7 protein-coding genes and 4 pseudogenes are annotated in these 25,271 nt (G+C 57.1%); 2 read left to right on the forward strand and 9 right to left on the reverse strand.

The annotated features are described in order from the left end of the window. Positions 1–306: 306 nt before the first annotated feature. The 3 genes and pseudogenes from AACV02_RS15390 to AACV02_RS15400 all read right to left on the reverse strand — a co-directional run. Positions 307–816: pseudogene (locus AACV02_RS15390) on the reverse strand (IS4 family transposase); the annotation flags it as partial. A 192-nt stretch (positions 817–1,008) separates the two neighbouring features. Continuing rightward, positions 1,009–1,416, reverse strand: a complete 408-nt coding sequence (locus AACV02_RS15395) for a HEAT repeat domain-containing protein (RefSeq protein ID WP_119735455.1) — start codon at positions 1,414–1,416, stop codon at positions 1,009–1,011. Between the two features lie 10 nt (positions 1,417–1,426). Beyond that, a pseudogene (locus AACV02_RS15400) lies at positions 1,427–3,085 on the reverse strand (EndoU domain-containing protein); the annotation flags it as partial. Between the two features lie 119 nt (positions 3,086–3,204). Here AACV02_RS15400 and AACV02_RS30970 point away from each other — a divergent pair. Next, positions 3,205–3,318, forward strand: a pseudogene (locus AACV02_RS30970) (DUF6124 family protein); the annotation flags it as partial. A gap of 116 nt (positions 3,319–3,434) precedes the next feature. Here AACV02_RS30970 and AACV02_RS15405 read toward each other — a convergent pair. The 3 genes from AACV02_RS15405 to AACV02_RS15415 form a co-directional block, all read right to left on the reverse strand. Next, positions 3,435–3,821, reverse strand: coding sequence for a DUF5376 domain-containing protein (locus AACV02_RS15405; protein WP_234452762.1), 387 nt, complete (start codon positions 3,819–3,821; stop codon positions 3,435–3,437). 802 nt (positions 3,822–4,623) lie between these two features. Then, a complete protein-coding gene (locus tag AACV02_RS15410) occupies positions 4,624–5,019 on the reverse strand; it encodes a hypothetical protein (RefSeq protein ID WP_119735458.1) in 396 nt (131 codons plus the stop codon). 543 nt (positions 5,020–5,562) lie between these two features. Further along, entirely contained in the window at positions 5,563–5,850 is a 288-nt protein-coding gene (locus AACV02_RS15415; RefSeq protein ID WP_201255774.1) for a hypothetical protein, read from the reverse strand. Between the two features lie 841 nt (positions 5,851–6,691). On the opposite strand from AACV02_RS15415, the pseudogene AACV02_RS15420 reads away from it, so the two are divergent. Then, positions 6,692–7,015, forward strand: a pseudogene (locus AACV02_RS15420) (DUF6124 family protein). A 44-nt stretch (positions 7,016–7,059) separates the two neighbouring features. Here the strand turns inward: AACV02_RS15420 and AACV02_RS15425 are convergent. From AACV02_RS15425 to AACV02_RS15435, 3 genes are all read right to left on the reverse strand, one after another. Beyond that, positions 7,060–7,305 (reverse strand): hypothetical protein, encoded by a 246-nt coding sequence (locus AACV02_RS15425; protein ID WP_119735460.1) that lies wholly within the window; start codon positions 7,303–7,305, stop codon positions 7,060–7,062. 212 nt (positions 7,306–7,517) lie between these two features. Continuing rightward, a complete protein-coding gene (locus AACV02_RS15430) occupies positions 7,518–7,820 on the reverse strand; it encodes a hypothetical protein (protein ID WP_119735461.1) in 303 nt (100 codons plus the stop codon). Next, the gene (locus AACV02_RS15435) at positions 7,820–25,249 is read right to left on the reverse strand and encodes a hemagglutinin repeat-containing protein (protein WP_119735462.1); all 17,430 of its coding nucleotides are present in this window, start codon (positions 25,247–25,249) and stop codon (positions 7,820–7,822) included. The genes AACV02_RS15430 and AACV02_RS15435 overlap by 1 nt, the downstream gene beginning before the upstream one ends. Positions 25,250–25,271: the final 22 nt, after the last annotated feature.

The raw sequence follows: 25,271 nt of genomic DNA on the forward strand, positions 1-25,271 counted from the left end.
CTGGAGAGCACTCAAATTGGTATAACTTGCTAGTCTCATCAATCAAATAGTTGAGTAACACTCGCGCCAGCACCTCTGCACCAACACCCAAAGGTATACCTGCGAGAGACACCGATGGCACGATTGGTGTTACCCAAGATATTGAAAACTGACTAACCTGTTTCATTCTGGTACCCATTTATTGATCGTGGGATTAAATATCACCTCTTGCCCCCGGAAAGAAATGGGGGTCAGACCACCATTCACATGTTTCGAAGAGCAATCTTGATTACCTTTACAAAACCGTGGTCTGACCCCTATTTCTCCTACGGCCTTCATCCAGGGGCGCCGGAAACCTGCATCAGTGACCAGGACTGGAACGCATCCCTCAGGTAGTAATGCAGCCAACGTTTTGAGCAGGCGACTTTGATATTTGGGGCAACTCTCACGCTCATGAACGCTTTCATAAATAGGAAACGAGCGTCCCGCAAACGGGACCGCGGCTCTCAACAAAAAGGCGTCGCCAGAGGCATCAAATCGAGACCAGTCGACCAAGATTAAAGGATGTTTCAAAGAGCCCAACAACGCCCGCAGCATCACCCAGTAGAACAGTGCCCGCTCTGCTCTGAGGTGTTGATTACCCAACAATCGGTCCACTCGCTTGATCGCATGTTTTGGATACGCCTGACCTGGCATAAAACGTCCCAGCGCTGTTAGCGTCAGGCGACGGCCTTGCAGTAACGAACTGACACAACTCATCAGCGTTGTCAGGCGGCGAGAATGGATTGAAGGCAGTGCTTGAGCGAGCGCTCTGTGTAAAAATCGGATGGCCTGCATGGGTTCGGGGTCTTGTTTTTGTGTGGTGCAAACCAAGTTGCCAACTCATGCAGGCCTCTTCAATATTCCAACTTCTTGATTTTTGGTAAGAAAAATCGGGGATCCCTCAGGGTCTGCCCCCTATTTCTCCTCCTCCTATTTTTCCCTATTTTTCCGAAACCCTGGGCGATTCAGTGAGCTACCGAGCAACCTTCATGCCTCACTTAACTTCCTGACCAACGTAGCCGTCATTAGCTTCAACGTTCTGCTCTCTGCCTCAAACCCCTCATCTAGAGCGCGTATGACCTGCGCCCTGTCAAGAATGTAGCCAGCCAAAAAAACTGACTCAATTGATTCAATTGCATGAATGACAACCGACTCCTCTCCAGCTTTTAGAAGCATTAGCAAAACACGCAACGCTCGGTCATCATTCGAGTCACCGAGAGACTCCGCGCACCGACCTCGCCAGACTTCAGACTTCGCCAGAAGAGCAGATTCAAGGTCGCTCCAGCTAGAGTTATCAAACTGAGAGATCTTGGAGGCCGCGATATCAATTCCTACATCCGACCAGTAATCTTCTGACCCTATTGAATCCAGCAAAAATTCATATTCTTTAAACATATTTCACCTATCAGAATTTCGTCGGATCCGTACAGCCTCTGCCACAAGGATAGCCAGCAGTAACGCGCTCCCCAACCTTGATGACCTCAACTTTAACCCCGTTAACTGTCGTTTGATGCAACGAGGCCCCATCGGCCCTCGTCGCAAGCGCCGGGCCATTTCCAGTAGCTCGAACGGCACTCATCGTTTGCGCATCCGACCAGGACGCGGGGAACAAGGTGCTCGTTTTAATCTTCGAAATATTCCCATCAGTAAATTGCGCCACCAATTTTGCATTTCGTGTCCCGTCAGCGTTGCTCGACAACACCTCCACAGCATAATCGGGATGCGTATTGCTTATTTCACCCGAATGAGCACCGATGATTTCGTTCTTCGGATTTCCTGAAGGAGTGGTTTTACGCTCTCCGTAAAGTATCTTCTGCTCCATTTCCTCAGGTATTAGGGTTTTGCTGATAGGTGAGTAAGGGCCTACGATCTCATGCGGTGGGGGAACATCACCACCATTTGGAGGCGGCACAGGTTTCTTGCCTGGCAACAGAACCGACACCCCCTCACCACTTGCGAGTTTCGCGGCACCTTTGAACAGTGCAATTTCCATGGCAGCCCTCGCTGCCGCCGTGCCGTAATCACGCATGGGATTAACGTCGCCGGGGTAGGTATCCATACTGAACGAGTCGAGTACCTTGCTCCCCTGCGTGTATTGATAAGGCGTTAGCAGTGCACCCGTCGCCTGCATGCCTTCGTGGAAGGCGAGCGCGCCGCTCAAGCCAGAAAGTGCGGGCGCTGCACAGCCCACAATGGTCACGCAGGCAGGCGCCGACAAAATTGCTCCGCCAAACCCGCTAGCAGCGCCCATCGCCCCGAGTACAGCTCGGCTCGCATTTCCAGAGCGGATGACTGCCTCGTCATTCCTCAACAATTTGTCGTTGGCTTTATCCCACGCGCCATACTCATCAAAAGCACCCGTTGCCAACAGTTGCTTCTGAGCGTCCTTGAAATTGCCGCCATCAGACTCAAGTTCGCTGATGTATTTGTAGTTTGGGTCTTCAGTCGGAACGGAGGCGCTGCAGTGCACCAACGCACATGCCGCCGCCTTCAATTGATAAGCATTGGTCGGGTCGTCTTTCTGCAACGCCTCAAGGGCGATCGTCTCTTTTTGATGCAGTTGGCGGTTGTATTGATCCGCCATTTGTGACACCCAAGACGCCTTATTGACATCACCTCCTGACAGACCTGCCGCAGTCAAACCAACAATCTGCGCGACCCCTTGCCTCAACTCCGGTTGCTTATCGAATGTGTCGTTCAGAACCTGTGCCATTGCCTGACTTGCACCAGCAGCAATGGCCCCAGTTTTGAAGTCCCCGCCTGTGGCACTCGATACCGCACCGCCAAACAATGCGTGCATGGAGACACGGGCCGCACCTCCCTCAGCCCACATCGCCATGCCAGTGGTGTCACCCGCATTCTTCGCGGCCTGCCAATGCTCTTGGGCATAACTTCCCACAAAGTTAAACGCCGTCGCGGCCGCCACGTTCCCAGCCTGGGAAACCAGACCACCCGTAACATTCTTGCCCAGGCTTCCGCCACCAATCGCGGTTTGGATGGTGCCGGTAGCCACACCCTGAGCTCCCGCGTGAACCGCAAACCCTCCAATCCCCTCCAAGGTATTGAAAGAAATAGGGGTCAGACCACCATTCAAAAGAAATAGGGGTCAGACCACCATTCACATGTGTCGAAGAGCAATCTTGATTACCTTTACAAAACCGTGGTCTGACCCCTATTTCTCCGCTGCCCAGCCCCGAGCGGGCGAAGATTCTGGCGGTGTGGCATTTGCTGGAAATGGCCAAGATCACCGTAGACCGCTCCATCGAGTGCCTGAACCCCACAAAGTCGCCTGCCTGAATAGTAGAATAGGGGTCAGACCACCATTCACATGTTTCAAAGAGCAATTTTGATTACCTTTACAAAACCGTGGTCTGACCCCGTTTTCCTGTCAACTCCAACTGCCAAATGGCAGTTTAGATTTCAACCTCCTGAATTATTCCCACCGCTGGTTTCAGTTTAATAAAGTCCAACCACGCTAATAGTGCTATTTCAAATGAGTCGATAGCAATTAGCTCGAAGTAACTTTCATCATGGAGCGAATAGATTTTTACATGTTCTTTAGTCAATTCAGCCCCCCAGGCATCGCGACTCCAGTCTACAAAATCAACCTTATCCCCCTTAACTAATCTTGTTCTATCCAGTCCCTCATCCAACCACGGCACAGTGTCTAAAAATAATTGCCCGCCATCATCAGTTAAGAGGCACGCTAACGGGCTAACGCCATCTCTGTTGACCATGTTTGAATTACAAACCGGCGACAGAGTTCCTGCTGACTCTTCCCATGAAAAATGCAATTTCATTTTATGCACCTAAAGCTTTGGATAGACGGTAGTTTTCGGACTCATATATCCCTCGACTTGAAGAAATAGGGGTCAGACCACCATTCACATGTTTCGAAGAGCAATTTTGATTACCTTTACAAAACCGTGGCCTGCCCCCTATTTCTCTCAGTCAAAATAGTTGTTCGCGAGGATTCTGCCCGGGTCAGTGATATCTCGGCAACTGGGTCAATTCGGCGCCGGCGCCAATAGGACAGATTTATTTAACCGAAAAAATACCTCTAAGAAAATCAAATAAATCCGGAAGAAGGGGACGGATTTATTTAATTCTCCGAGCTCTTTGTTACTTAAATAAAACTGTCCCCTTTTCCCTGTTGGGTAACGCGACTTGACGTATCCTTTTGTCAGTTCGTCGCAGAGCTGTTGGTTTGTTATCCACAGCGGCCAGTGAGCTTTGCGAGTGGAGTTTGGCGCTACTCGGGAAATGTTTCTTACAACGCTCCGGTATAGGCGCTACAGCCTAGCTAAAAATAAATCTGTCCTCTTTTTGCTGTAAATAAATCCGTCCCCTTTTCCCTCCACTCTGGGCATAAGCAATCTCCTTCCTTAGAAAATCACAGCCTAGCAGATGGGTGAAAAATAAATCTGTCCCCTTTTCTTCTGTTCTTCTTTTCTTCTGGGCGGCCCAAACTAACCGACGACAAAAGCCCCTGGGTGTTCGGTGGCGAACGGACGGCCCAGGGGCCAACAAGCAGATGATGGATGAAAGCGTTGCACTGCCGGCAGATTGAGCGCTTCTTGATCTTGAATAAACGTCCCCCGACTAGACTGGAGACTTCTTTGAGTAACGCTCTTCTAATCTTTCAGCGGACCTTAGAACACTGTCCCCATCATCAGGAAAGAAAGTAGAGTAAACATCAGCTGCAACTTTCATCAGGGAAACGTAGTCAGGCACTGGGATACTTGAAGTTTCAACTTCGCCCAAAAAGAAACTGACCTCACTGAAATCTTCTGGATCGTCCCAGTCCTGATCAAGAGAGTAAAAAAATCCTTCACTCACAGAGAAGCCAACTCCCCGCGAAGCGTCATAGATAAACGCAGGAAAATTAGTCCTCCCCTTCGCTATAGAAGCCTCTATCAATTCGTAAAGGTCTTCATATTCCAGACCAGTTGAAGCAAATGACTTCTTTAGGCTCTCAAGCCAAGCCAAGCTAGCCATCAGTTTGTCCTCGGCGGCATAGTGATAAAGGAGTTTGTTATTTCTCCAGTCTTGCTATTACGTGTCACTTGGAAGTGATAGCCATCAAATTTAATACTAGCTTCTCAAGCAAAAAGGGGACAGATTTATTTATTCGAACGCAATCAAAAAATCAAATAAATCTGTCCCCTTTTCTACTCTTGTCCCAATCAAAAAATCAAATAAATCTGTCCCCTTTTCTACTCTTTGTCCATCAATTGAATACTCAGCAACAGCAATATTCCTACCGCTACCAATATTTAGCTCCGAGCGAACTTGCACCGCCCGTTCAGATAATCTTGCTAATTCATTGGCGGCGGCAGCCTCTTTTGCACTAACAGTATCACCCGACGCGAATTTCGTTGTCTACCCGCGCTACGCCAGACGGGGCGCGGCCTGCGAGCCGGTCGACCCATCTGATACGCGCTCACTGAATAAAACCACCCCGACGCGGGTTTCGGCCCGCCACAGCACACCCAGGATCACCCAAACCAACCGACGACAAAAAGCCCCTCCATCGACACATCAAAAAATCTCGTGCCTAAGCAAACTAAATCCCCCCTCTACTTTTAGTGCATCCATTAACTCAAGAGAACGATTTGTTGCGTTTACATAAAACAGAATCGGGTAATCCGAAAATGCTTGCTCTACAGGCTCGCCATCAAAAGGGTCAATATTTTTTTTCAGAACGAAGTGCTCCGAACTATTGTCACCATGAAGATAATAAATGCCTCCATGATAAGTACTGTCTCTTTCTTCAAGTGAAATTCCTGCAAGTTTTTCTACCTGTGCCCTTGCCAAAACAAGGTTCAAACATTTCGTTCCATACAAATCATAAGTCTTCATTTTGGTAGCACTACGCTTGGTGCTCGGCTTGTAGCTGCGGCCGAAGAGTCATAAATCATAAAGTTAACTTCACGACCTGCTTGTGAGCTTAACTCGCTAGCTAGGTCCTGCAATCCAAGAGCTTGCAAATCTCTTGCACTCAATGGGCCAGTGCGCGTTCCGCCACTTCTAACCCCGATACCTAAAGATTGAGCACGCTGTAACAACTCTGGACTTGCCAGTGCCACATCGAAATCGCTAACCCTTCCTGTGACAAAAAGGGGACAGATTTATTTATTCGAACATAATCTAAAAATTAAATAAATCTGTCCCCTTTTCTCTAAAAAATTAAATAAATCTGTCCCCTTTTCTCTAAAAAATTAAATAAATCTGTCCCCTTTTCTTGCTCTCTGCGTCACCCATACGCCGAATTCAAAACGTGCGTGGGCTGGCGGGACGCGGAGCGTCCCAGGAGGCATTCCCACGCAGAGCGTAGGAACGATCTGATTAGTGGTATTGGGTCATGGTTTGTAAAGGGCCAGCAGGGCGTGTCGCTTTAAATTGCAGGACGTTTCCTACACAATCTCTGCCGCCTTTTGCCTGTTGGAATCGATGGCTAGTCTGCGATCCGTCACTGCTTATCAGTGATCGGGTTTAGTCGCTCGGGTCTTACATGGTGCATGGTCCTCCATGAAGTTTTATGGTGGCTGTGCGTAGGGCACCTTCGGGTGCGCCGGTTTTCCATGTGACCGGTCGACTAACCTGCGTACAGCCGCCACCCAACGTTTAGTCGCGACGGGTGTCAGCTCCAACCATGTGGAGTTACACCATGAAAAAAGTCGTCCCCGATCCACCCCGCAACACCATTAAAGACCGCGCCGCCTTCAACCGCGCCATCGATCATTACCTGCCCACACAAGGTGTTCAAATCGAAGACCTCAGCTTCGAAGACGCCCTGCTCTACACCTAAAGCTTGCTCGACAGCGCTTCGGCCACAACACTCAATTGCAGTGAGCTGCTGCCTAGCCCCGAGCGGGCGAAGATTCTGGCTGTGTGGCATTTGCTGGAAATGGCCAAGACCACCGTGGACCGCTCTATTGAGTGCCTGAACACGGCAAAAACTGTGGGGGCTGGCTTGCCTGCTCCCACATGAGTCCACGTTAAACTTTACTTGGGTATTGCCCTCTCGCGCACACGCTAGGATTTGAACCGATCAGGCAAATATTCCTGCCTCTCCATCTCTCTCACGACATCCGTCACCCCGGAAAGAAAGTAAGACAGCTCTTGCTTAGATTCACACACGGTCATCTCGGCAATCTGAGAATCGGTGTAGTGCTCCATCACAATTCTCATGCAGTCGGCAAACACCATCAGTTCGCCCTCCGACACCCTCACATCAAACAGCGTGACGCTGGCAATGCACTCTTTGCTCAAGATATCCATAAACACCACTTAGATGCATAGAAAAAAGGGGTAAATTTATTTAGTCGAACGCAACCAAAAAATCAAATAAATCTGTCCCCTTTTCTACCGCAACACCTGGATAATGACAGCACGGGCTTTCACCGCCTGAATAACCGAGCAAAGCCAAATAGATAACCTCGCCCTTTCTCGTCCGCTTTCACGGATATTTTTGATATAAGGCTTTTTATCAATCAAACGTTGAACTTGGTTTTAACTTCTCCACCACGCGTATAAGTCATCACAAATGAATTCCAAGTTTCACCACGTCGGGTGGCGCACTCCCTCAATTCCTTCACCAAACGATAGAGGATTGCGCCATTGTAATCCGTTTCTGCATCCGTCACCCGAACCCCTTCCTTCTCGACAGTAAGAACAGTTTCCATATACCCCACGCTTACTACTACCTCATAACAGAAAGAGTCGTAGCCCTCCACGATGCCAGCATCTAGCAACTCAAAAATCTGCTTCACTAACTGTAGGTCTTGAGTAATCACTATATAACCTCCGGAATCTTATGGGCCTCATTTTCAAAGAAAACTTTTTCGGTCTTCCCATTTATCGTATAGGTCACTTCTATGTTATCAGGACGTGGCGACCGCGGATCCTCACGATAAAACTTTATCGTCGTCGGCCCTACCGTCTTACTAGGATCATTCAACGCCGCCCTGATTTTATTCTCATAAAAAACCTTGTACGCCGAATTATTGAAATTCTGGTCCTGCGGGAACAGATTATAACCATCACACGTTCCACCTTGGCTACACGCTTTGGCATGCCCACCCACATCAGTATCCCGCCCTTCCTTGCCTGCCGCCGTCTGCCTCGAATCTCGAGGAACCTTGGTATTGCTTGGCGTGAACGTCAGCTCTTCCACGAACCCTTTGCTGTTGGTGGTGAACGAATCGCCGTTATCAACCTGGTAGCGTGTATTAGGGCTTCGGGCACTAGGGTTGTTGAGTATTTCGTACTCAGGTGAGCCTTTGACGGAATTGCTGGTGTTCACCTTTACAACAGGCAGGTCCGGATGGCTCGAACCGGTAGAGTGACCGCCGCCGACCGGTTTGGGCCCCTCACCCGAAACAGGCGTCGGCTTGCCAGGGCCAGGCTCCATCCATCCCTTCCCTGACGGCTCTCCAAACTTCGAATCAATGGTCATCGGCTCGCTGACCTTTGTAGTCTCGCGGCCCCCAATGACTCCACTGATCTTGCCAGCCACCGCAACAGTGGCTTTTGCCGTCGTCCCCAAAGCGATGTTCAGGAGTGTGGAGGCACCCTGGACATAGATATCGCCCTTCTGGTCACTCGCTCCATTTTCGTGCAGCTTTTTGAATGTATTATCGCTCTTCTCCAAGCTGTCTTTGCTCTTACCACTCAGCTCACTCGCGATGGATTTTGCCAGCGCGTCTTTTGCCGCCTCGATTTTGTCGCCAAACAGTTTGTTGATCAGGACATTCCCTGCCAGGCCTACTGCCATTTTCGCAGGCCCCATCACGGCCTGGACTCCCATGGCCAAAAGTTGAGCCTGTTCGACTGGCAATTGATCCATAAAGTGTTGCAGCTGTTCCGTCTGCGCGAGCAATTTGCCACCCGGCGAATTCGGGGTCAGACCTTTGAGCCCTGTGGCCCAGTTGCTGCTGCCCTGATCACGATAGTGGCTGTACACAGGGTCTTGCTGACTCCCGTCACCTGAGGTGCAGCCACCCGAAGCGTTGCAGGCTTCTTGTTTGTCAGAGAACTCTGCGACTCGCTTTGCAAAGTTGAGGATTGCGGCCACGTCCTCAGGCTTTAGTTTTTCGATGTCACGAGCGTCCCTACCATTGCGCACCAGGTTCTTGGCAATGCTCAACGCAATGTCATCACCCAACTGGGCTCTTGCCTCGGCGGGCACTTCGTCAAGAGAAACACGCTGAGCCTGGATATTGGTCCAGGCCTGTGCGGTGGCCTGAATCGGCCCGTTGATTAAAGAAAGAGCCGACTCGTATGCTTTTTCAGTGCTGCCCGCATAGTTCTCTATTCCGGTTTTCCAAGCCTGTACCGTACCGGACGGATCGGCCACGGCCTCTAGAGAAGATTTGGTGACATACAGATCGGTTCGAGACTCCTTGTCCTTGGTAATTTCATACGCCTTGCCCACGTCCCGATTCAGTCCCGACGTGGAGTCATTGCCGGTCGTCGCATCCCGACGCACAACAATCTCACCGGCCCCTACGGTCGCCCGTACGGCCTGCTCGCGCTCTTTGTCATACTTCCAGCCGTTGACACTCCAACCGCTCTCTCCTTCCGTGCCTTTACCGACCTGACTGCCGTCCTGGGTCGTGCCGCCTTTACCTGCGGTGTAGCTGCCGCCGACATTCAGGTAAAAACCGCGCTCCTTGTCTTCTCCAGAGATATCGCTGAAACCTAGCGTGCCGGTATCCAACTTGAGGTTGCCGTTGTCGGCCGCAATCAGTGCTCCATCGAGTTGGGTGTGGTCTTGAGTCCGGATGTCGACCTTGTTTTTGCCGGTAATGCTGGTTTGCTGTTCAACCCAGTTGGTTTTTCCAGTTGTCTGACCGTAGCCGACCGAGCCGCTGATCCCGGCACCCGGGCCAATGGTCGCGGTGATGCTGATGTCGAACTCTTTGCCCTTGACCTTACCGGTATCGGCAACGGACGAAACGTTGAGATCTCCGCCCACACGGCCAACCACCTCGTCGCCGCGCAACGTGGCGCCATTGATATTGGTGTCATTGCCGCTGTTGAAGCCCAATTGATTGCCGGCATAAAGGTAAGCGTCTTGCTGGCGCTCACCCTCGCGCTCAAGGTTGCCCTTGCCCATGCTGACGCTGACATAGACGCCGACACCTTCAGAACCGAACACCAGTCCGGCTTCACCGCCACCATTGTGTCGATTGCTGTCGCTGCTCCTCTTGTTTTGTGCCGAGGTGATGTTGAGGTCGTTGCCTGCCTTGAGTTCGATGTCCCGGTCGGCCTTGACCTGAGTTCCCACCAGGCTCAAATCGTGGGCGGCGTCCAGATGGACGTCCCGTCCTGCCGCAACCTTAGTGGTGCTGGATGTACCATGTTCCCCGTCTTCGGTGGCCACACCGTAACTGCCACCGATACCGATTTTGAAGCCACCGCTAGTGCCACCATGAATCCCCCCCCAACTCTGGCTCTGGGTGCTTTCCTGGCTGACGCTCCCCTTGGCTACATCAAGAACAATGTCGTGACCTTTTACATTGATGTCACGCCCCGCTTGCAGTTGCCCGCCCTTGACCACCACATCATTGTTGGCAGCAATGTTCAGATCATTACCCGCATTGAGCGTCGAAGACCGGTTGGTCTGTTCGATGGTCTCCAGACCGCTGCTCTGCTTGCTATTGCCGAACTTGACATCGGCCGTCGGCCCCGACACGAACTGGCTAACGGCATCGACGCCCTTGAGCGCGCTTGAGCCTTTACTGACGCCGTCTTCGCCTTTTCCCGCACCGCTTACGGCGTCTTTGGTTCGGCCGTAGTTGTGGTTGAGGGTGACACCCAAACCATTGCGCTCGGTTTGGCGCTGCAGCTCGGTCAACTGAGTTTCCTGTGCAGCATCGATGCGAATATCTCGACCTGCCGTCAGGCTTATGTCTTTGTCGGCGCTCAAGTCTGAACCGACTTGATTGATATCACGTACTGCCTTGACCGTCAGGTCCTGCCCGGCATTGATCTGGCTGGCGGCAGCGGTCTGTTGTTCCAAGCGGTTCTTTTCCCTGCTGCTGTCGGCACCGGCAAAGAAGCTGACACCGTTGGCATCACTGGATACGCCAATGCCAACTTGTTTGGCCTTCGACCAGCCCTGTTCCGCTTTGGCGTTCTGTGCCGCGACTACATTGACATCCCGTCCGGCATCCAGGCTGACGTTGCGCCCGGCACTGATACCGCTACCCACCAAATTGATATCGCGTTCAGCCTTCAAACTTGCATCGCGGTCGGCGGACACTTGGCTACCAACGCTTGTGCTGCTTTGCGCTTGTCTGCCCGACTCCTTGGCCGAGGAAATGGAGATGAACCCACCAGAAGAAGAGAGGCCAACCTTTTTCTTATACTGTTCACTTCGGGTGTAAGCCGTGTCATTCGCAGAAACCAGGTTAATGTCGCCAGTACTGTTCACCAACCCGGCACGTAGTTCGGCATCGTTCTCAGCACTGATCTCACTCGCCCGCAACCGCACGTCATTACCCGCAGCCACCACCACGTCATTGCCGGCCTCCAACTCGCTGCCGACCTGGCTGGCGGTGGTTTTCAGCTGGCTCTTGCCGCTTTTCGAAAGCCCGAGGAACCCGGACTTGGTCTTCTTGCTGTAGGAACCGTGCTCCTCGACACCCGACAGCACGGCGATATCGCCCGTGGCGCCCAGCAGCATGTCGCCGCCGGCTTTCAATTGGCTGCCGATCACGGTGACGTCGCGCCCGCCTTCGATGTTCATGCCGCCATCGGCTTTTTTGCTGGCATTGATGGTCAGGTCTTTGCCGGCTTCGACGACGGAGGCGACGTTGGTGCTGTCGTAGCTTTCACGTTGTTCGCTTTTGCTGCGACCGAACGAGCCTTTGCTCTTTTTCGAGTAGAACGAAGCGTCTTCGTCGAGTGCCGAGAGGATGCTCACATCGCGCTGTGCCTCCAGGGCGACGTTGCCGCCACCGGCAATTCGGCTGGCGGTCAGTTCCAGGTCCTTGCCAGCATTTAACGACACGTCGCCGCCGGCGGTCAGCACGCTGGAGACTTGGCTGATGTGGTCTTTGGACTGTGTGACTTTCTTGGACTTGCTGGAGGAATGCTGCTCATCGGCAGCCGAGGAAACGCTGAGGTTTTCAGTGGCCGTAATGCTCAGGTCGCGCTTGGCGTCGATGCGGCTGGCGATGGCGCTGAAATCGCGGCCTGCCGAGACTGTCAGGTCACGGCCGGCTTCTACGCTGGCACCGTTTTGTGTCACGGTTTCGGTGCGCAGGCGGCTGCCCATGTTGAAGCCATCGCGCTGCTCAACCGCATCAATATGCACATCGCGCCCGGCGGTGATGAGGGTGTCGCGCCCGCTTTGCAACACACCACCGGTGTTGGCCACGTCGCGCCCGGCATTCAGGGTCAGGTCATTCGCGGCCTCGATGCGTGACACGCTGTCGAGATAGTCGCGACGCGTCGCGGTACCGCCACCTGTGCTGGTCACGGCGCGCTCGTTGATCACATCACCCTTGAGGGCCGTGAGCGTGACGTCGCGCCCGGCAATGATGCCGCCGGACTTATTGACGATATTGTTGCCGGCCAGCAGGTCCAGACGATTACCGGCTTCGATCACGCCGCTGTTGGTCAGGTCGTTGCCGGCTTTGGCTGAAAGGTTGTTGGTAGCGCGCAGGGTGCCGGCGTTCTCCAGGTTCTCCCCGGCAATCAGGTTCAGGTCGTTACCGGCGATCAAGGCACCGTTCGGCGCAAGGCGGTTGTCGGCCTGGGCCATGTAAAGCACTGGCACCAGCACTTTCTCACCGTTCACTGAATGCTCTTCGAGCCAGACGATGTCGTGCGTCAGGGCGGCAACCTGCTGCGAGGTCAACGACACGCCCACGGCCAGGTTCAGCTGTTGCTTGCTGCTGATGGCGTTATCCATCAAGTACTTGAACAGTTTTTCGTCGGTGTTCTGGCCGTCGATAAAACGCTGCCCCGTACGCGCTTGCACGGCTTGCTGGATCAAGTGTTGCTCATAAAGCCCGTCGCCCAGGCGTTTGGCACTTTCATCCGGGTTGTAACCCAGGCCCGCCAGCAGGTAATCCGAGCTCATGAACTGTTTCAGGTCGGTGAGCACCGGGTTGGTTTCGACCAGGTATTTGTGCGGCTGGGACACCGGCCCGGTGGGCGTAAAGCCTTGCACACGGCTGACGATCTGGCTGGCGACCGAGGTGGTTTGCGCGCCTGCGTCGAGTGGTTTAGCGACCACCGTGGCTACTTGTGTTGGGCGATTGCCTTGGCTTTGTGTATTGGGCGTGCCGGCTACCGGCTGGATGCCTGGCATCACCGGGGTGACACCGGGAATGTTCACTGTGGGGCGCGCGAGGTCGCCGGGTGTAGTGACCTGTATGCGCGTATCGCGCTCAGTCAGCGCCAGGTTTGGCTGGTCACCAGGCCCGCTGACCTTGACCGTAGGCAGGGTCGAACCTGCGGACGGATTTTGGTTGTTGATGCCATCCCCACGAGCGATCTCACCGGTGGTGATCTGGCCAGGCGTCCAGACGCCGCCGTTGTCCACATCGGTGACCGCAGAGACGTCAAACGCCGTGGCGCTGGCGGTGACGCCGCTGACCTGGCGTGCTGTCGAGCCCAATTGGCGAGTCGCGGCGCTCTGTTGATCGACTTGGGTCAAATCGAAGGTACGCATCGTCGGTGCTGGTTGCGCGTCATTGCGTTGCGCCAGGCCGAGGCTGGCGCCGCCCATGGTCCAGCTTTGCGGGCCCGTGTTGGCCTGTACCGCCTGGGTGCCGTCGACCGCTTGGGTACTGAGGTGGAACAGGCCGTGGGTACCGGTCGGCAGGCTGAACTCACGCAGTGTCAGCGGGTTGACTTGCTGTTTGGCAAGGTCAGGCGGCAGTTGCGCAGCGAGTTGCACCACCACCGTTGCCGGGCCGGTGCTGATAGCGGTGTCTTCGTGGCGCGCGGCGCGTTCGGTCAAGGCTGTGAATGGTGTCTCACTGCTGTTGATCAAGGTCTTGGTGGCGGTGATGTTCACCGCACCACCGGCCTGGATGATCGCCGGCGCCAGTGACGCCCCGGCGGTCGATACCAGGGTGTCGGCAACCAGTGGGAAAGCCGACAACGCACCGACCGGCAAGCTTTTAGGGCCGCCCTGCGCGTTGTACGGGTCTACGACGCTGCGTTTGAAACGCCAGTAAGTACCGTTGGACGCGGTCAACCTCCAGGTACGGGTGCGCGTGCCGGAGCCGGAAGTCGCACCTTTGTTGGTGAGTGTGTCCGCCGTGATATTCATGTCCGTGCCGGCAGCCAGGGTGCTGTATTCGTTGAGCACGTTGTTTGCGGCGATGTCCATTCGCCCGTTCGACTGGATAGTCGAGGCAGCCGAGGTGTTCAGCAGCTCACTTTGATAATTCTCGGTGCCGACGAAGTCGACGACAAAACTGCCACCACTGCAGTCCCAGCAAATGGTGCCGAGCGAGCCGCCACTGCCCGGAATTTCTTTGGTCTGGAACACATCCCGACGGTTTGTCAGGTTGGCCACCTTCAGCGACATATCCCCGCTGGACTGGATGCTGCCGGAGACGTTCTCCAGGCGGGCGGCTTTGCTCACGCCGTCACGGCCGGCAACGTCCAGGCGCCCAAGGCTGTAGATGTCGCCGTATTGATTGGTGATCGAGTCGCTGTACATCGCCATGTCGTTGCCGCTGAACAGCAAGCCATGATCGTTGAGCAGGGTCGCGCTGGTCAGCGTTACCTTTTGCGCTGCGCCCAGGGTCCCGTAGTTGTTCAGGCCACCTGCCGCGAGGTTGAGAGTGGCCGCAGAGGTCAGGCGCCCACGGTTATTGAGCTGGCCATCAACGTTGATCACCGCATCGCCGCCGCTGGTTATCTTCGCGCTGTTACTCAGGTCCAACTGGCCCGCGTGCAGGTTGAGGGTGCCTTGGCTGGTGACTTTGCCATTGCCCGAGTAGGCGCCCGCCAAATCGAGCTTCAAGCTGCCGTCACTGGCAATCAACCCGTTATTGACCCAGCTGCCGCCCTTGCCTTCCAAGTGCGTGGAGGCCAATAGCTGCCCGGTTTCGGTCTGGGTAAAGTTATTGACATTGACGTTCAAACGCCCTGCCTGGATGACGCTGGTGTTGGTCCAGGTATCCGCGTTCAAGGTCAGGCCGCCACGGGTGACAATGGTGCCGCCGGCACCGGTGACATTGGGCAGGGAAATATCGAAATTGCCCTCACCCATGTGCAGCAATTGCCCGCCGCTGTTCTGGAAGCTGGCAGCGGCCAGGATCAGGTCCTGGTTGGCGGTTTCTACGGCGCCGTTGCGGTTATCGAACAGGCTGCCGATCTGGAATTGCGTGGCGCCCGTGCGGCCCAGCGCGCGTAGCTTGCCGCCCTGGTTGTCGATGGCATTGGCCGCCACCGTCAGGGCGTTGGTGCTTTCGATCAGGCCATTCTGGTTAGTCAGTTGGCCCGTGAGGCCCAGTGCTATCTGGTCCCCGGCGATCTGCCCGTTGCTGTTGTCGAGGTTGTCACCCTGGACCCGCATCAGACCCTTGGCATACAGCGCGCCTTGCTGGTTATTCAGGGTGGCGAGGGTCAGCAGCGCGTCACCCGACTGCGCCGCAATGTGGCCGCCCTGGTTGTCGAGCTGGCCAGCAGTGAGCAGAAGACGCTCACCCTGGATCAAACCGCCCTTGCGGCTGCTGCTCTGGTCATAACCATTACGCATCACACCGACCACGCCAGCGTCGATATCACCCTTGAGGGCAGCCAGCACACCACCACGGTTGTCGAAATTACCGGCTTTGAGCTGCACGTCACCGGTCTGGCTGATGAGGTGGCCGGCTTGGTTATCGAGTTCGCCATTGACCTCGACACGCAACCCGTTTTGCCCCTGCAGCTTGCCTTGCGCGTTGCTCAGGCCGAAGGCTTTGATCTGCAGGTCGCCCTCTTGGCTGTAAATCAAACCATCGGCGTTGTTTTGCACCATAGCGCTGGCATCAATCGCCAGTGGGCCTTTGGCGGCGACCGTGCCGCCTTGGCTGTTGTTCAGGCCACCCATGGCCAGTGACAGGCGCCCTTGGCTGGCGAGTTGGCCGCCACGGTTATCCACCTCGACAGCCTGCTTGAGCACCAGCGCCCCGGTGCCGGCGATCTTGCCGTTGACGTTGCCCAGGTTACCTTGCAGGTCGAGCACCAGGTGGTCGTAGCCCATCAGCGAGCCGCCGGTGTTGATCAGGTTGCCACCCAAGACGTTCAGGTTGCGCATTGCCGTGATACTGCCGGTGCTGTTGTCGAGGTTGGCCGCGCTCAGGTCCAGTGTTGAGCCGCTGTCGATCAAGCCGCCTTGGGCGTTGCTCAGCAAACCGATCACATTCAGGGTCTGCTGCGCGCCGCTGGAAATAATGCCTTTGTCACTGTTGTCCAGGCTGGCCGCGCTGACACCCAAGCGTCCCTGGCTGACCAGTACGCCTGCGCCGCTGTTGAGCAAGCCACCACTGAGGCGCAGGTCGAGGTCACCGTTGCGGCTGGAAAGCGTGCCGCCAGTGCGGTTGTCCAGGCTGGCGCCGGCCATATTCAGCCCCTGCCAACCCGATATCAGGCCAGCGCGATTGACCACAGCGTCGGCATTCAGGCTCAGTACTTGTTGGCTGATGAGTGTGCCGGCGCTGTTGTCAAGGCTACGCCCGCTCAGGCTCAGGGCACTTTGGCTGGAGATCTCGCCGCCCTGGTTTTGCGCGTCGCGCAGACGCTTCAAGGTCAAAGGTCCCTTGGCGAGGATCAGGCCTTGACGGTTGTCCAGGTCACCATTGGCCAGGTCCACGGTCAGGCGCTGATCACTGATCAGCCTGCCGCTGCGCAGTGCCAATGCGCTGAGGTTGAGGTCGATATCACCCTTGGCCGACACCTCGCCACCGTCACTGGCGTCCAGCGCCTGGGCATTCAGCACAAGGCTGCCCTGGCTGTTGATCAGGCCTTTGGCGCTGTTGTCCAGGGCCTGGGCATTGAGCGTCAAGGCGCGTGTGCCGAGCAAGCTGCCGCCCTGGTTATTGAGGTCGCCGCTGTTCACCGTCAGTGTTTGTGCGGCGTTGATCAGGCCTTGTTGCTGGTTATTCAGCAGACCGGTGCTGGTCAATTCGAGGTCGCCACGGCTGGTGAGCGTACCGCCGCTGTTATCAACAGAGGCTGCATTGGCACTCAGGCTCGCACCTGCAACCAACCCCTTGACGTTGGTGAGTACCTGGTCGATACGCAAGGCCAGGCCTTGGTTACTGAGCAGCCGGCCATGGCTGTTGTCCAGGTTGCGCGCCAGCAGGTCGAACGCCTGGCCGCTGGAGATTTCACCGCCTTGGTTGTTCACGCTATTGAGACGATTGAGCACCAGCGGCCCGTTCGCGTTGATCAGGCCTTGCTGGTTGTTCAACTGCCCGTTGTTCAGGTCCAGTGTCAGGCGTGTATTGCTGAACAGCTTGCCGCCCTGCTGGTCAAGGCCATCGACGCTGGCCTTCAGGGCCTGGGCACTGCCGATGCTGCCAGCGGCGTTGTTCAACAGGCCAGCCTTCAGGTTCAAGGTGTCGCCGCTGTTGAGGCGAGCGTTGGTATTGTCCAGCGCACCGGTAGTTACCGAGACCGCCCCTTTGCCACTGACCACACCTTTCTGGTTGTCCAGGCTGGCGCTGCGCAGCTGCAACGTACTGTCGGTCACCAACTGGCCGTCTTGGTTATCCACCGCGCCTGCCAGGTCCAGCTCCAACGCTTGAGCGCTGGAAATACGGCCTTGGCGGTTGATCAGGTTGGCGGCGTTGACATTCAGGCGCCCTTCACTGCTGAGCACGCCCTGGCTGTTATTGAGCTCGCCGTTGAGTTCCAGTTGCAAAAGTTGCTGGGCAAGCAACTTGCCGTTGTTGTTGTCCAGGTCCTGCGCCGTGAGCATCAGCCGCTGGGCATTGAGCTGGCCGTCGTTGCCGTTGAGCAGTTTCGCCACGGTCAGGCTCAAGGCTTGCCCGGCCAGCACACGACCGCTGTCGCTGTTATCCAGGGTTTGTCCGGTGAAGCCCAGGTCGCCATTCGTGGACAGCTCGCCGCCACGGTTATTGACATTGCCGACCTGCAGTTTCAGCGCTTTTTCGGCGCCTGCCAGGCCTTTGCGGTTGTCCAGGGACGTGCCCTGCAACGCCAGCTCGGTGGTGCTGATCAGTTGACCGCCACGGTTATCGACTTGGTCGATCGTGGCCGTTACCGCGGCCTTGCCCGTCACATCACCGGCACGGTTGTCGAGCCGCGCGGAAGACAGCAGCAACGCGCCGTCGGCGATCAGCGTACCGCGCTGGTTGTTGATCGCCTGGTCGGCGGCGACGTCCATTGCCCCGTGGCTGCTGAGCAGGCCATCGCTGTTGTCCAGACTGGCGGCACGCGCGTTGATCGAGGCTGCGCTGATGGTCCCGTGGGCGTTGCCTAACGCCTCTTTCACCTGCAGCGTGAGGCCCTGATTGCTGATCAGCTTGCCGGTGGCGTTAGTCAAGTTGCGAGCCGCCAGGGTGAACGCTTGTTGGCTGGAGATCTCGCCGAGCTGGCTGTTGTTTACATCCGCCAGGTTTTTGAGCATCAACAGCGGGCTATTGATCAGGCCGGCGACGTTGGTCAACTGGCCGTGATTGAGGTCAAGGTCGAGCCGGGTTTTGCTGAACAGTTCGCCACCCTGCTGGTCCAGCCCGGTCACTGTGGCCGTGAGGTTGTTGTCACTGGCGATACGCCCGCTGTTGTTCAGTTGGGCGGCCGAGACGTCCAGGCGGTCGGCACTGGTGATACGGCCACTATTGTTCAAGGCGCCGGTGGTCAGCGTCAGCGCGCCGCGACTGTTGAGCAAGCCTTTGGGGCTGTTATCGAGGCTGACACTGGTGAGGTTGAGGCTGGCATCGGTTTCCAGAATGCCGCCTTGGTTGGCGACAGCACCGCCGACCTCCAGCGTCAGCGCAGCGGCCGAAGACACTGCGCCGCCTGCGTTGTTGAGGTTGGCGCTGGTCAGTTGCAGCGTGCCTTCGCTGCTGATCTGGCCCTGCTGGTTGTCCAACTGCCCGTTCAGTTCGGTGCCGGGAATGGCTGCCAGCGCAATGTTCAGGGATTGCTGGCCGGAGAAGGTGCCATGGCTGTTGTCCAGGCGCGCGCCGTTGAAGTGGTTATCGCGGGCAAACACCAGCCCTTGGGCCTGGTTAATCACCTGGGCCACGGCCAGTTCCAGCGCCGTACCGGCGACGAGTTTGCCGCCGCTGTTATCCAGGCGCTGGCCCTTGAAGTCGATGCTGCTCTGGCTGGAAATTTCGCCGGCGCGGTTATCAACGGCGTCGACCTTCAGATTCAGCGCTTTTGTAGCGCCTACCAAGCCGCCGTCGCGATTGTCCAGCGAGGTACCGCTCAAGTTCAGCTCACCCAGGGCAACCAACTCACCGCCTTGTTGAGCCAGCACGCCAACAGTGGCCTGCAGGTCGTTCTGGCTGGCGATACGGCCCGCCGCGTTTTGCACGTTAGCGGCGGTCAGCCGCAGCGGCCCCACGGCACTGATCAGGCCGTTCTGGTTACGCAACTGTTGCCCGGCGGACACCAAGGCCGCCTTGCTGCTGAGCAAACCTTTCTGGTTGTCCAACTCAGCCACATTGAGTTGCAGGTCTTTTTGCGCGAGGACCACGCCGCTGCGGTTGTCGACATTAGCGCTGTGCAACGTCAGCAGGTCCTGGCCGATCAGCCGCCCTTCGCGGTTGTCCAGCTGGCCGGTGTGCAGTTCCATGGTGCCCTTGGCCAACACCTGGCCCTTGGCTTGGTTGTCCAGTAACCCGTCAACGGTTGCGTTCAGTTGACCATTGCTGACCAGTTGCCCGCCCTGGCGGTTATCCAGGCTGGCGGCGTGCACGTCCAACAACGTGCCGGCACCCACTGTGCCGCCCTGGTTGTTCACTGCGCCCTTGACCTTGAGGCCCAGGCTCACATCACCAAGCACTTGCCCCTTGGTGTTGCTCAAGCTGGCTGCACCCAGCTGGGTGTGCCCTGCGCTGATAATCTCGCCCTGGTCGTTCAGCAGATCTTGCTGGACGGCCACGCGCGTGTCCAAGGTGCTGCTGACGCTGCCTTCGCGGTTATCCAGGCGCAAGGCTTCAAGCCCAACTCCAGCCGCTGAAATCAAGCCTTTGACGTTGAGCAGGGCGTGTTCGACTTTAAGGGTCAATGCCTGGTCGCTGAGCAGGTTGCCGCCGCTGTTATCCAAGGTGTCGGCGGTCAAGGTGAAGGCGTGTGTGCTCGAGACCTCACCGTTGCGGTTGTCGACGTCTTTGAGGTTCTTGAGCAGCAACATCCCCGGTGCATTGATAAAGCCATCGGCGTTGTTCAACAGCCCATGCTGCATGTCCAGCGTCAGTTCACTGTTGCTGTAAAGCTCGCCGCCACCGCGTTGGTCGAGGCTGGTCACACTGGCGGCGAGCGCTTGGCCACTGGCGATACGGCCTTCGAAACGGTTGTCGACGCTGGTCGCTTTGAGGTTGAGGCGATCGGCGCTGGTGACACGGCCTTGGTGCTGGTTGAGCAGCACACCCGTTGTGAGTTGCAATGCGCCGTCAGCGATGATGTGCCCTTGGCTGTTGTCGACACTGGCGCCGTTCACGGTCGCGGTGCCGGCACTGAGCACTTCACCGTTCTGGTTAGTGATTTCACCCTGGGTGCTTAGTAACAGCGCCCCGCCGCTGCTGATACGCCCGCCGTTGTTGCCCAGGATGGCAGTGCGCAGTTGCACCCCCGCATCGCTGCGAATCACACCTTGGTTGTTGTCGGCGTGCTCGGCCAGGTTCACGTCAAGGTTGCGCTTGGCGTAGAGGTTACCTTGAGCACTGTTGTCCAGGTTGCCGGCCTTGAGGCTGACGTCCTGTTGCCCTGAAATCAGGCCCTTAAGCTGGTTGTTCAGCCTGTCGAGCGTCAGTTGGAGTGCGCCGTTAGCCAGCACACGACCGCCGTTACTGTTGTCCAGGTCATGCCCTGCCAACGTCAACTCGGTCACGCTGGACACTTCACCGCCACGGTTGTCGACCTTATCGACGGTCACGTTCATGGCCTTGCCCGAATTGAGCAACCCGCCCTGGCGGTTATCCAACGCGTCGCCCTGGACCTGCAGTTGGCCAACCGAGGTAATGCTGCCCTCGCGGTTATCCAGTTTGCCCACACGCAGCTGCGCATCACCTTTGCTGGTGATGCGGCCTTTGGCCTGGTTGTCCAGGCTGGCGGCATTGAGCTGCACACCGTCGCCGGCCGCAAACAGCCCGGCCTGGTTGAGCACGTTGGCCGAGACCTGCACCGTCAAGGCGCCTTCGCTGGTGAGCTTGCCGGCGCTGTTATCGAGGCTGGCGGCATTCACCGTCAACACCTGCCCGGCAGCCAAGGTACCTTGGGTGTTGGTGATGGCGCCCTGGCCGGTCAAGGTCAACTGGTTGTCGCCCTGGAGACGACCCTGAGTGTTATCCAGTGCTGCCACGTTGACCGTCGAGCGCTGGCCGAGCAGTTCACCATGGCGGTTACCCAGCACGCCCTCGATGCTGAGGTTCAAGTCAGTGGCAGCGCTCAATTTGCCGCCCTGGTTGTCCAGGCTGGCGCTGTTGACGTGCACGGCGGCGGCGGCAATCAGGCCGCGGGTGTTGTCTAGCGCCTGGGCGATACGCAAGACCAGGGCTTGCTCGCTGAGCAGCTTGCCGCCCGTGGTGTTCAGGGCCGTTGCCGCCAGCTCAAAGGCGTGCGCACTGGAGATTTCGCCGCCCTGGTTATCCACGCTGCCGAGTTGCTTGAGCAGCAACTGCCCAGGCGCGCTGATCAAGCCACCCTGGTTATTGAGGTGACCACCTTGCAGGTTCAGGCTCACATCGGCCTGGCTGGAGATATGCCCCGCGCGGCTGTTATCCAGCGCCGTCAGCGTCATCCCCAACTGCGTGCCGCTGCTTACGCGCCCGCCCTGGTTACTCAACGTGCTACTGGTGATCTGCAGGGTATCGATGCTGGACAGCGCGGCGGCATCATTGGCCACAGCAAAGGCATCAATAACCAGGCGCCCATCACTGATGATCGAGCCTTGCGTGTTATTCAACTGACCGCCAAGCGCCAAACCCAGCTGGCTTTTGGCAGCCAGGTTGCCCCCCGCACTGTTGTCCACTGTCTGACCCGAAATGTGCAGTTGCTGGGCGGAAATCCGACCTTTGAGGGAGTTGTCCAGGTGGGCGACAGTCAATTGCAGGTCAGCACCGGCGCTGAAGAGCCCCGCCTGGTTGAGCATGTTCCCGGCAATACGCGCGGTCAGTGACGCGTCGCTGTTCAAGTTGCCGCGACGGTTATCCAGACTGGCGCTGTCGAGGGTCACGCTTTGCCCGGCGGCCAACGTACCGGCCTGATTGCTGATTGCACCCTGCGTGTGAAGCGCAAGCGTCGATCCAGCCTGCACCTGGCCCTGATCGTTATTCAGCGCGCCAAGCCCTAATACGAGTTGCTTGCCGAGCAACTTGCCCGCGCGGTTATCCAGTTCGGCATCGACGTGCAGGTTGAGGTCGTCTACCGCAGCGAAACGGCCGGATTGGTTGTTCAGCGTGCCGGCCTGAACCTCCAGAGTCTTGGCCGTTAGCAGGCCTTTGGCGTTGTCCAGAGCCCGGGCGATGCGCACACTCAACGCTTGCTCGCTGAGCAACTTGCCGGCGCCGTTGTTAAGTTGATCGGCGCTCAGGACGAACGCCTGCACGCTGGAAATTTCCCCGCCTTGGTTATCGACACTGCTCAGTTGCGTCAGCAGCAACCGCCCCGGCGAGTAGATCAAGCCTCCCTGGTTGTTCAGATGACCACGATTGAGGTTCAGGCTCAGGTCGCCCTGGCTGAAGAGCTGACCGCCGTTGCTGTTGTCCAGGCTCCCCACGGCCAACTGCGCGCCAGCGTCAGCGCTCAAACGTGCACCTTGGTTGACGAGCGCGCCGCTCACCCGAGCGTTCAGCCGATCACGGCTATGCAAAAGACCACCCTGGTCGTTGATCAAACTGGCGACGTCAATCTCCAGGCCATTGGCGGTAATAACGCCGGCGCCGTTGTTCAGGATTTGCTCGATGCGCAGGCCCAGCGCTCGGTCACTGAGCAATTTGCCGCTGCGGTTATCCAGGCTGTTTGCGGTCAGTTGAAAACCATGCGTATTGGAAATCTCACCGCTGCGGTTATCGACGCTATTGAGATTGTTGAACGACAGCTGGCCGCCCGCGTTGATCAAGCCGCTGTCGCGGTTGTCGAGGTGGCCATTGCCCAGGTCCAGGTTGACGTCGTTGTTACTGTAAAGGCGCCCATGATCATGCTGGTCGAGGCTGGTGACGCGGGCATTGAGAGCCTTGGCGCTGCTGATCGAGCCGCCTTGGCTGTTATTGACCGGCCCTGCAACCAGATCAAGCGCGTCACCACTGATGAGTACGCCGCTCTGTTGGTTATTGAAGGTGCCGGCATTGATCTGTGCGCCAGTGCCGGATTCGATGCGGCCCTGCTGCTGGTTATCCAGCGTGCCGGCAATGTTCAGCCCCAGGCTGCCCTGGCTGCTGACGACGGCTGACTGACTGTTGTTCAGTTGCCCGGCGTCGATCTGCAGGTGCTGCCCAGCGGCCAGGCGACCGGCCTGGTTATTCAGGGTCGCGCCGGCGCTCAAGCGCAGCGCTTGGCCCGAGGAGATCAGGCCAGCGACGTTGTCCAGATCATCGACATGCAAGGTGACGTCGGCCCGGCTGGAGAGTTCGCCCTTGCGGTTGATCAATTGCCCGACGTTAGCGCGCAGCCCGCGGTCGCCGGCGACCAGCCCGGCCTCAGAGTTGAGCAGTCGAGCGGCATTCAGCTCAATGCTTGCAGCACTCAGCACGCGGCCTTGTTGCTGGTTATCCAACGTTGCGGCGCTGACCTTGAGCTGGTTTTTCGCAATCAGGGTGCCGCCCTGGTTGCTCAGCGTTCCGTCGACATTCAGTGAAAGGTCGCGACTGGCAATGAGGGTCTTGCCGTTGTTATTCAACTGCCCAGCGCTGATTTGGATGTCGCCCTGCGCGTTGCGTGTCTGGTCGGCGTTAACGCCAGCTTCGATGATGCCGTTGTTGGTCAACGCCCCGCCGCTTTGCAACTGCACGCGATCACGCGCAACCAGGCTTTTTTGGTTAATCAGTGCGCCTTGGGTCTGCACATTCAAAGCACTGCCCGCCAAGACCGATCCCTGTGCCGCCACGCTTGCGGCCTTCACATTTACGGCGCCGGCGGCCGAGGTCTGGCCCATCACCACATGGCCCGCCGCATCAATCTGAATATCGCCGCCGGCAACCATGTCACCCGACAGCCGCACGCCCACACCGGCCTCGGTGCCGATCAGCTTGACCGCGCCCACGTACATGCCGCCGAGCGCCGAGGAGTCAATCGCCAGGTCTGGCGCCTGGCTGCCATCTGCCGCCCGCGCAGTGGCGTTGAGGGTGCGTGCGTCGACATCGTTGCGACCGGTGACGATGGTGAGTTTTTTCGCCTGAATCTGCGCGTTGATCGTGGTGGCGCGGGTGATGATTTCGAACTGGTCGACGTTGCTGGCGTTCAAGCCGGCGCCTTCGATGGCGACGTTGCCTTGGTCAACCTGATAGCGACTGATCTGGCCGTTTTCGATCACCGCTTTACCAGTGGTCAGCGTGGCTTGTGGGGTGTTGATAAAGCCGCAACCGTTGCAGCTGATGCCGTACGGGTTGGCAACGATGACATGGGCCGACTGCCCCGCCACTTCGGTGTAGCCACGCAGTTGGCTGGGGCTGCCGCCGTTAACTTCGTTGAGGATGATGTTGGCGGCGGTGCCGCGCAGGTTCGGGTTGCCGACGATGATGCCGCCCAGCTGGGTGGACTGGGTGCGATCGGTGGCGTTGTTGAGAATGACACCGTTGGCGCCGACGTTGTAGTCATGGAATTGGTTGTGCGACAGGCCGCTCCCGTTTGGCGCGGCGATGTTGACGATGGGCACGCCATTGCCCGCCTGCCCGAGCGTGGTGCCCGGTGCGCTGACCACGATGCCGTCGGCCTGGGCCAGCAGCGGCTGCCAGAACATCGCGTTGGCCAGGATCAACGCTAACCCACGTTTAGGCAGCCCCAGAAAGTGGGAGCGGCTTTTTACGGCAGCAGAAGGCTGGCGCGCGAGGAAGGCGAACTGGCGAACGTCCATGTCATGTCTCGATGCCCGAGGG

Origin of the sequence: Pseudomonas sp. Larv2_ips (genome assembly GCF_963879675.1) — a bacterium.
In the GTDB taxonomy this organism is placed as follows: domain Bacteria; phylum Pseudomonadota; class Gammaproteobacteria; order Pseudomonadales; family Pseudomonadaceae; genus Aquipseudomonas.

Excerpts from the sequence above, each read along its gene's own strand:
- AACV02_RS15410 (WP_119735458.1), bottom strand. The coding sequence starts at position 5,019 with ATGGCTAGCTTGGCTTGGCTTGAGAGCCTAAAGAAGTCATTTGCTTCA.
- AACV02_RS15405 (WP_234452762.1), bottom strand. The coding sequence starts at position 3,821 with ATGAAATTGCATTTTTCATGGGAAGAGTCAGCAGGAACTCTGTCGCCG.
- AACV02_RS15395 (WP_119735455.1), bottom strand. The coding sequence starts at position 1,416 with ATGTTTAAAGAATATGAATTTTTGCTGGATTCAATAGGGTCAGAAGAT.
- AACV02_RS15435 (WP_119735462.1), bottom strand. The coding sequence starts at position 25,249 with ATGGACGTTCGCCAGTTCGCCTTCCTCGCGCGCCAGCCTTCTGCTGCC.
- AACV02_RS15425 (WP_119735460.1), bottom strand. The coding sequence starts at position 7,305 with ATGGATATCTTGAGCAAAGAGTGCATTGCCAGCGTCACGCTGTTTGAT.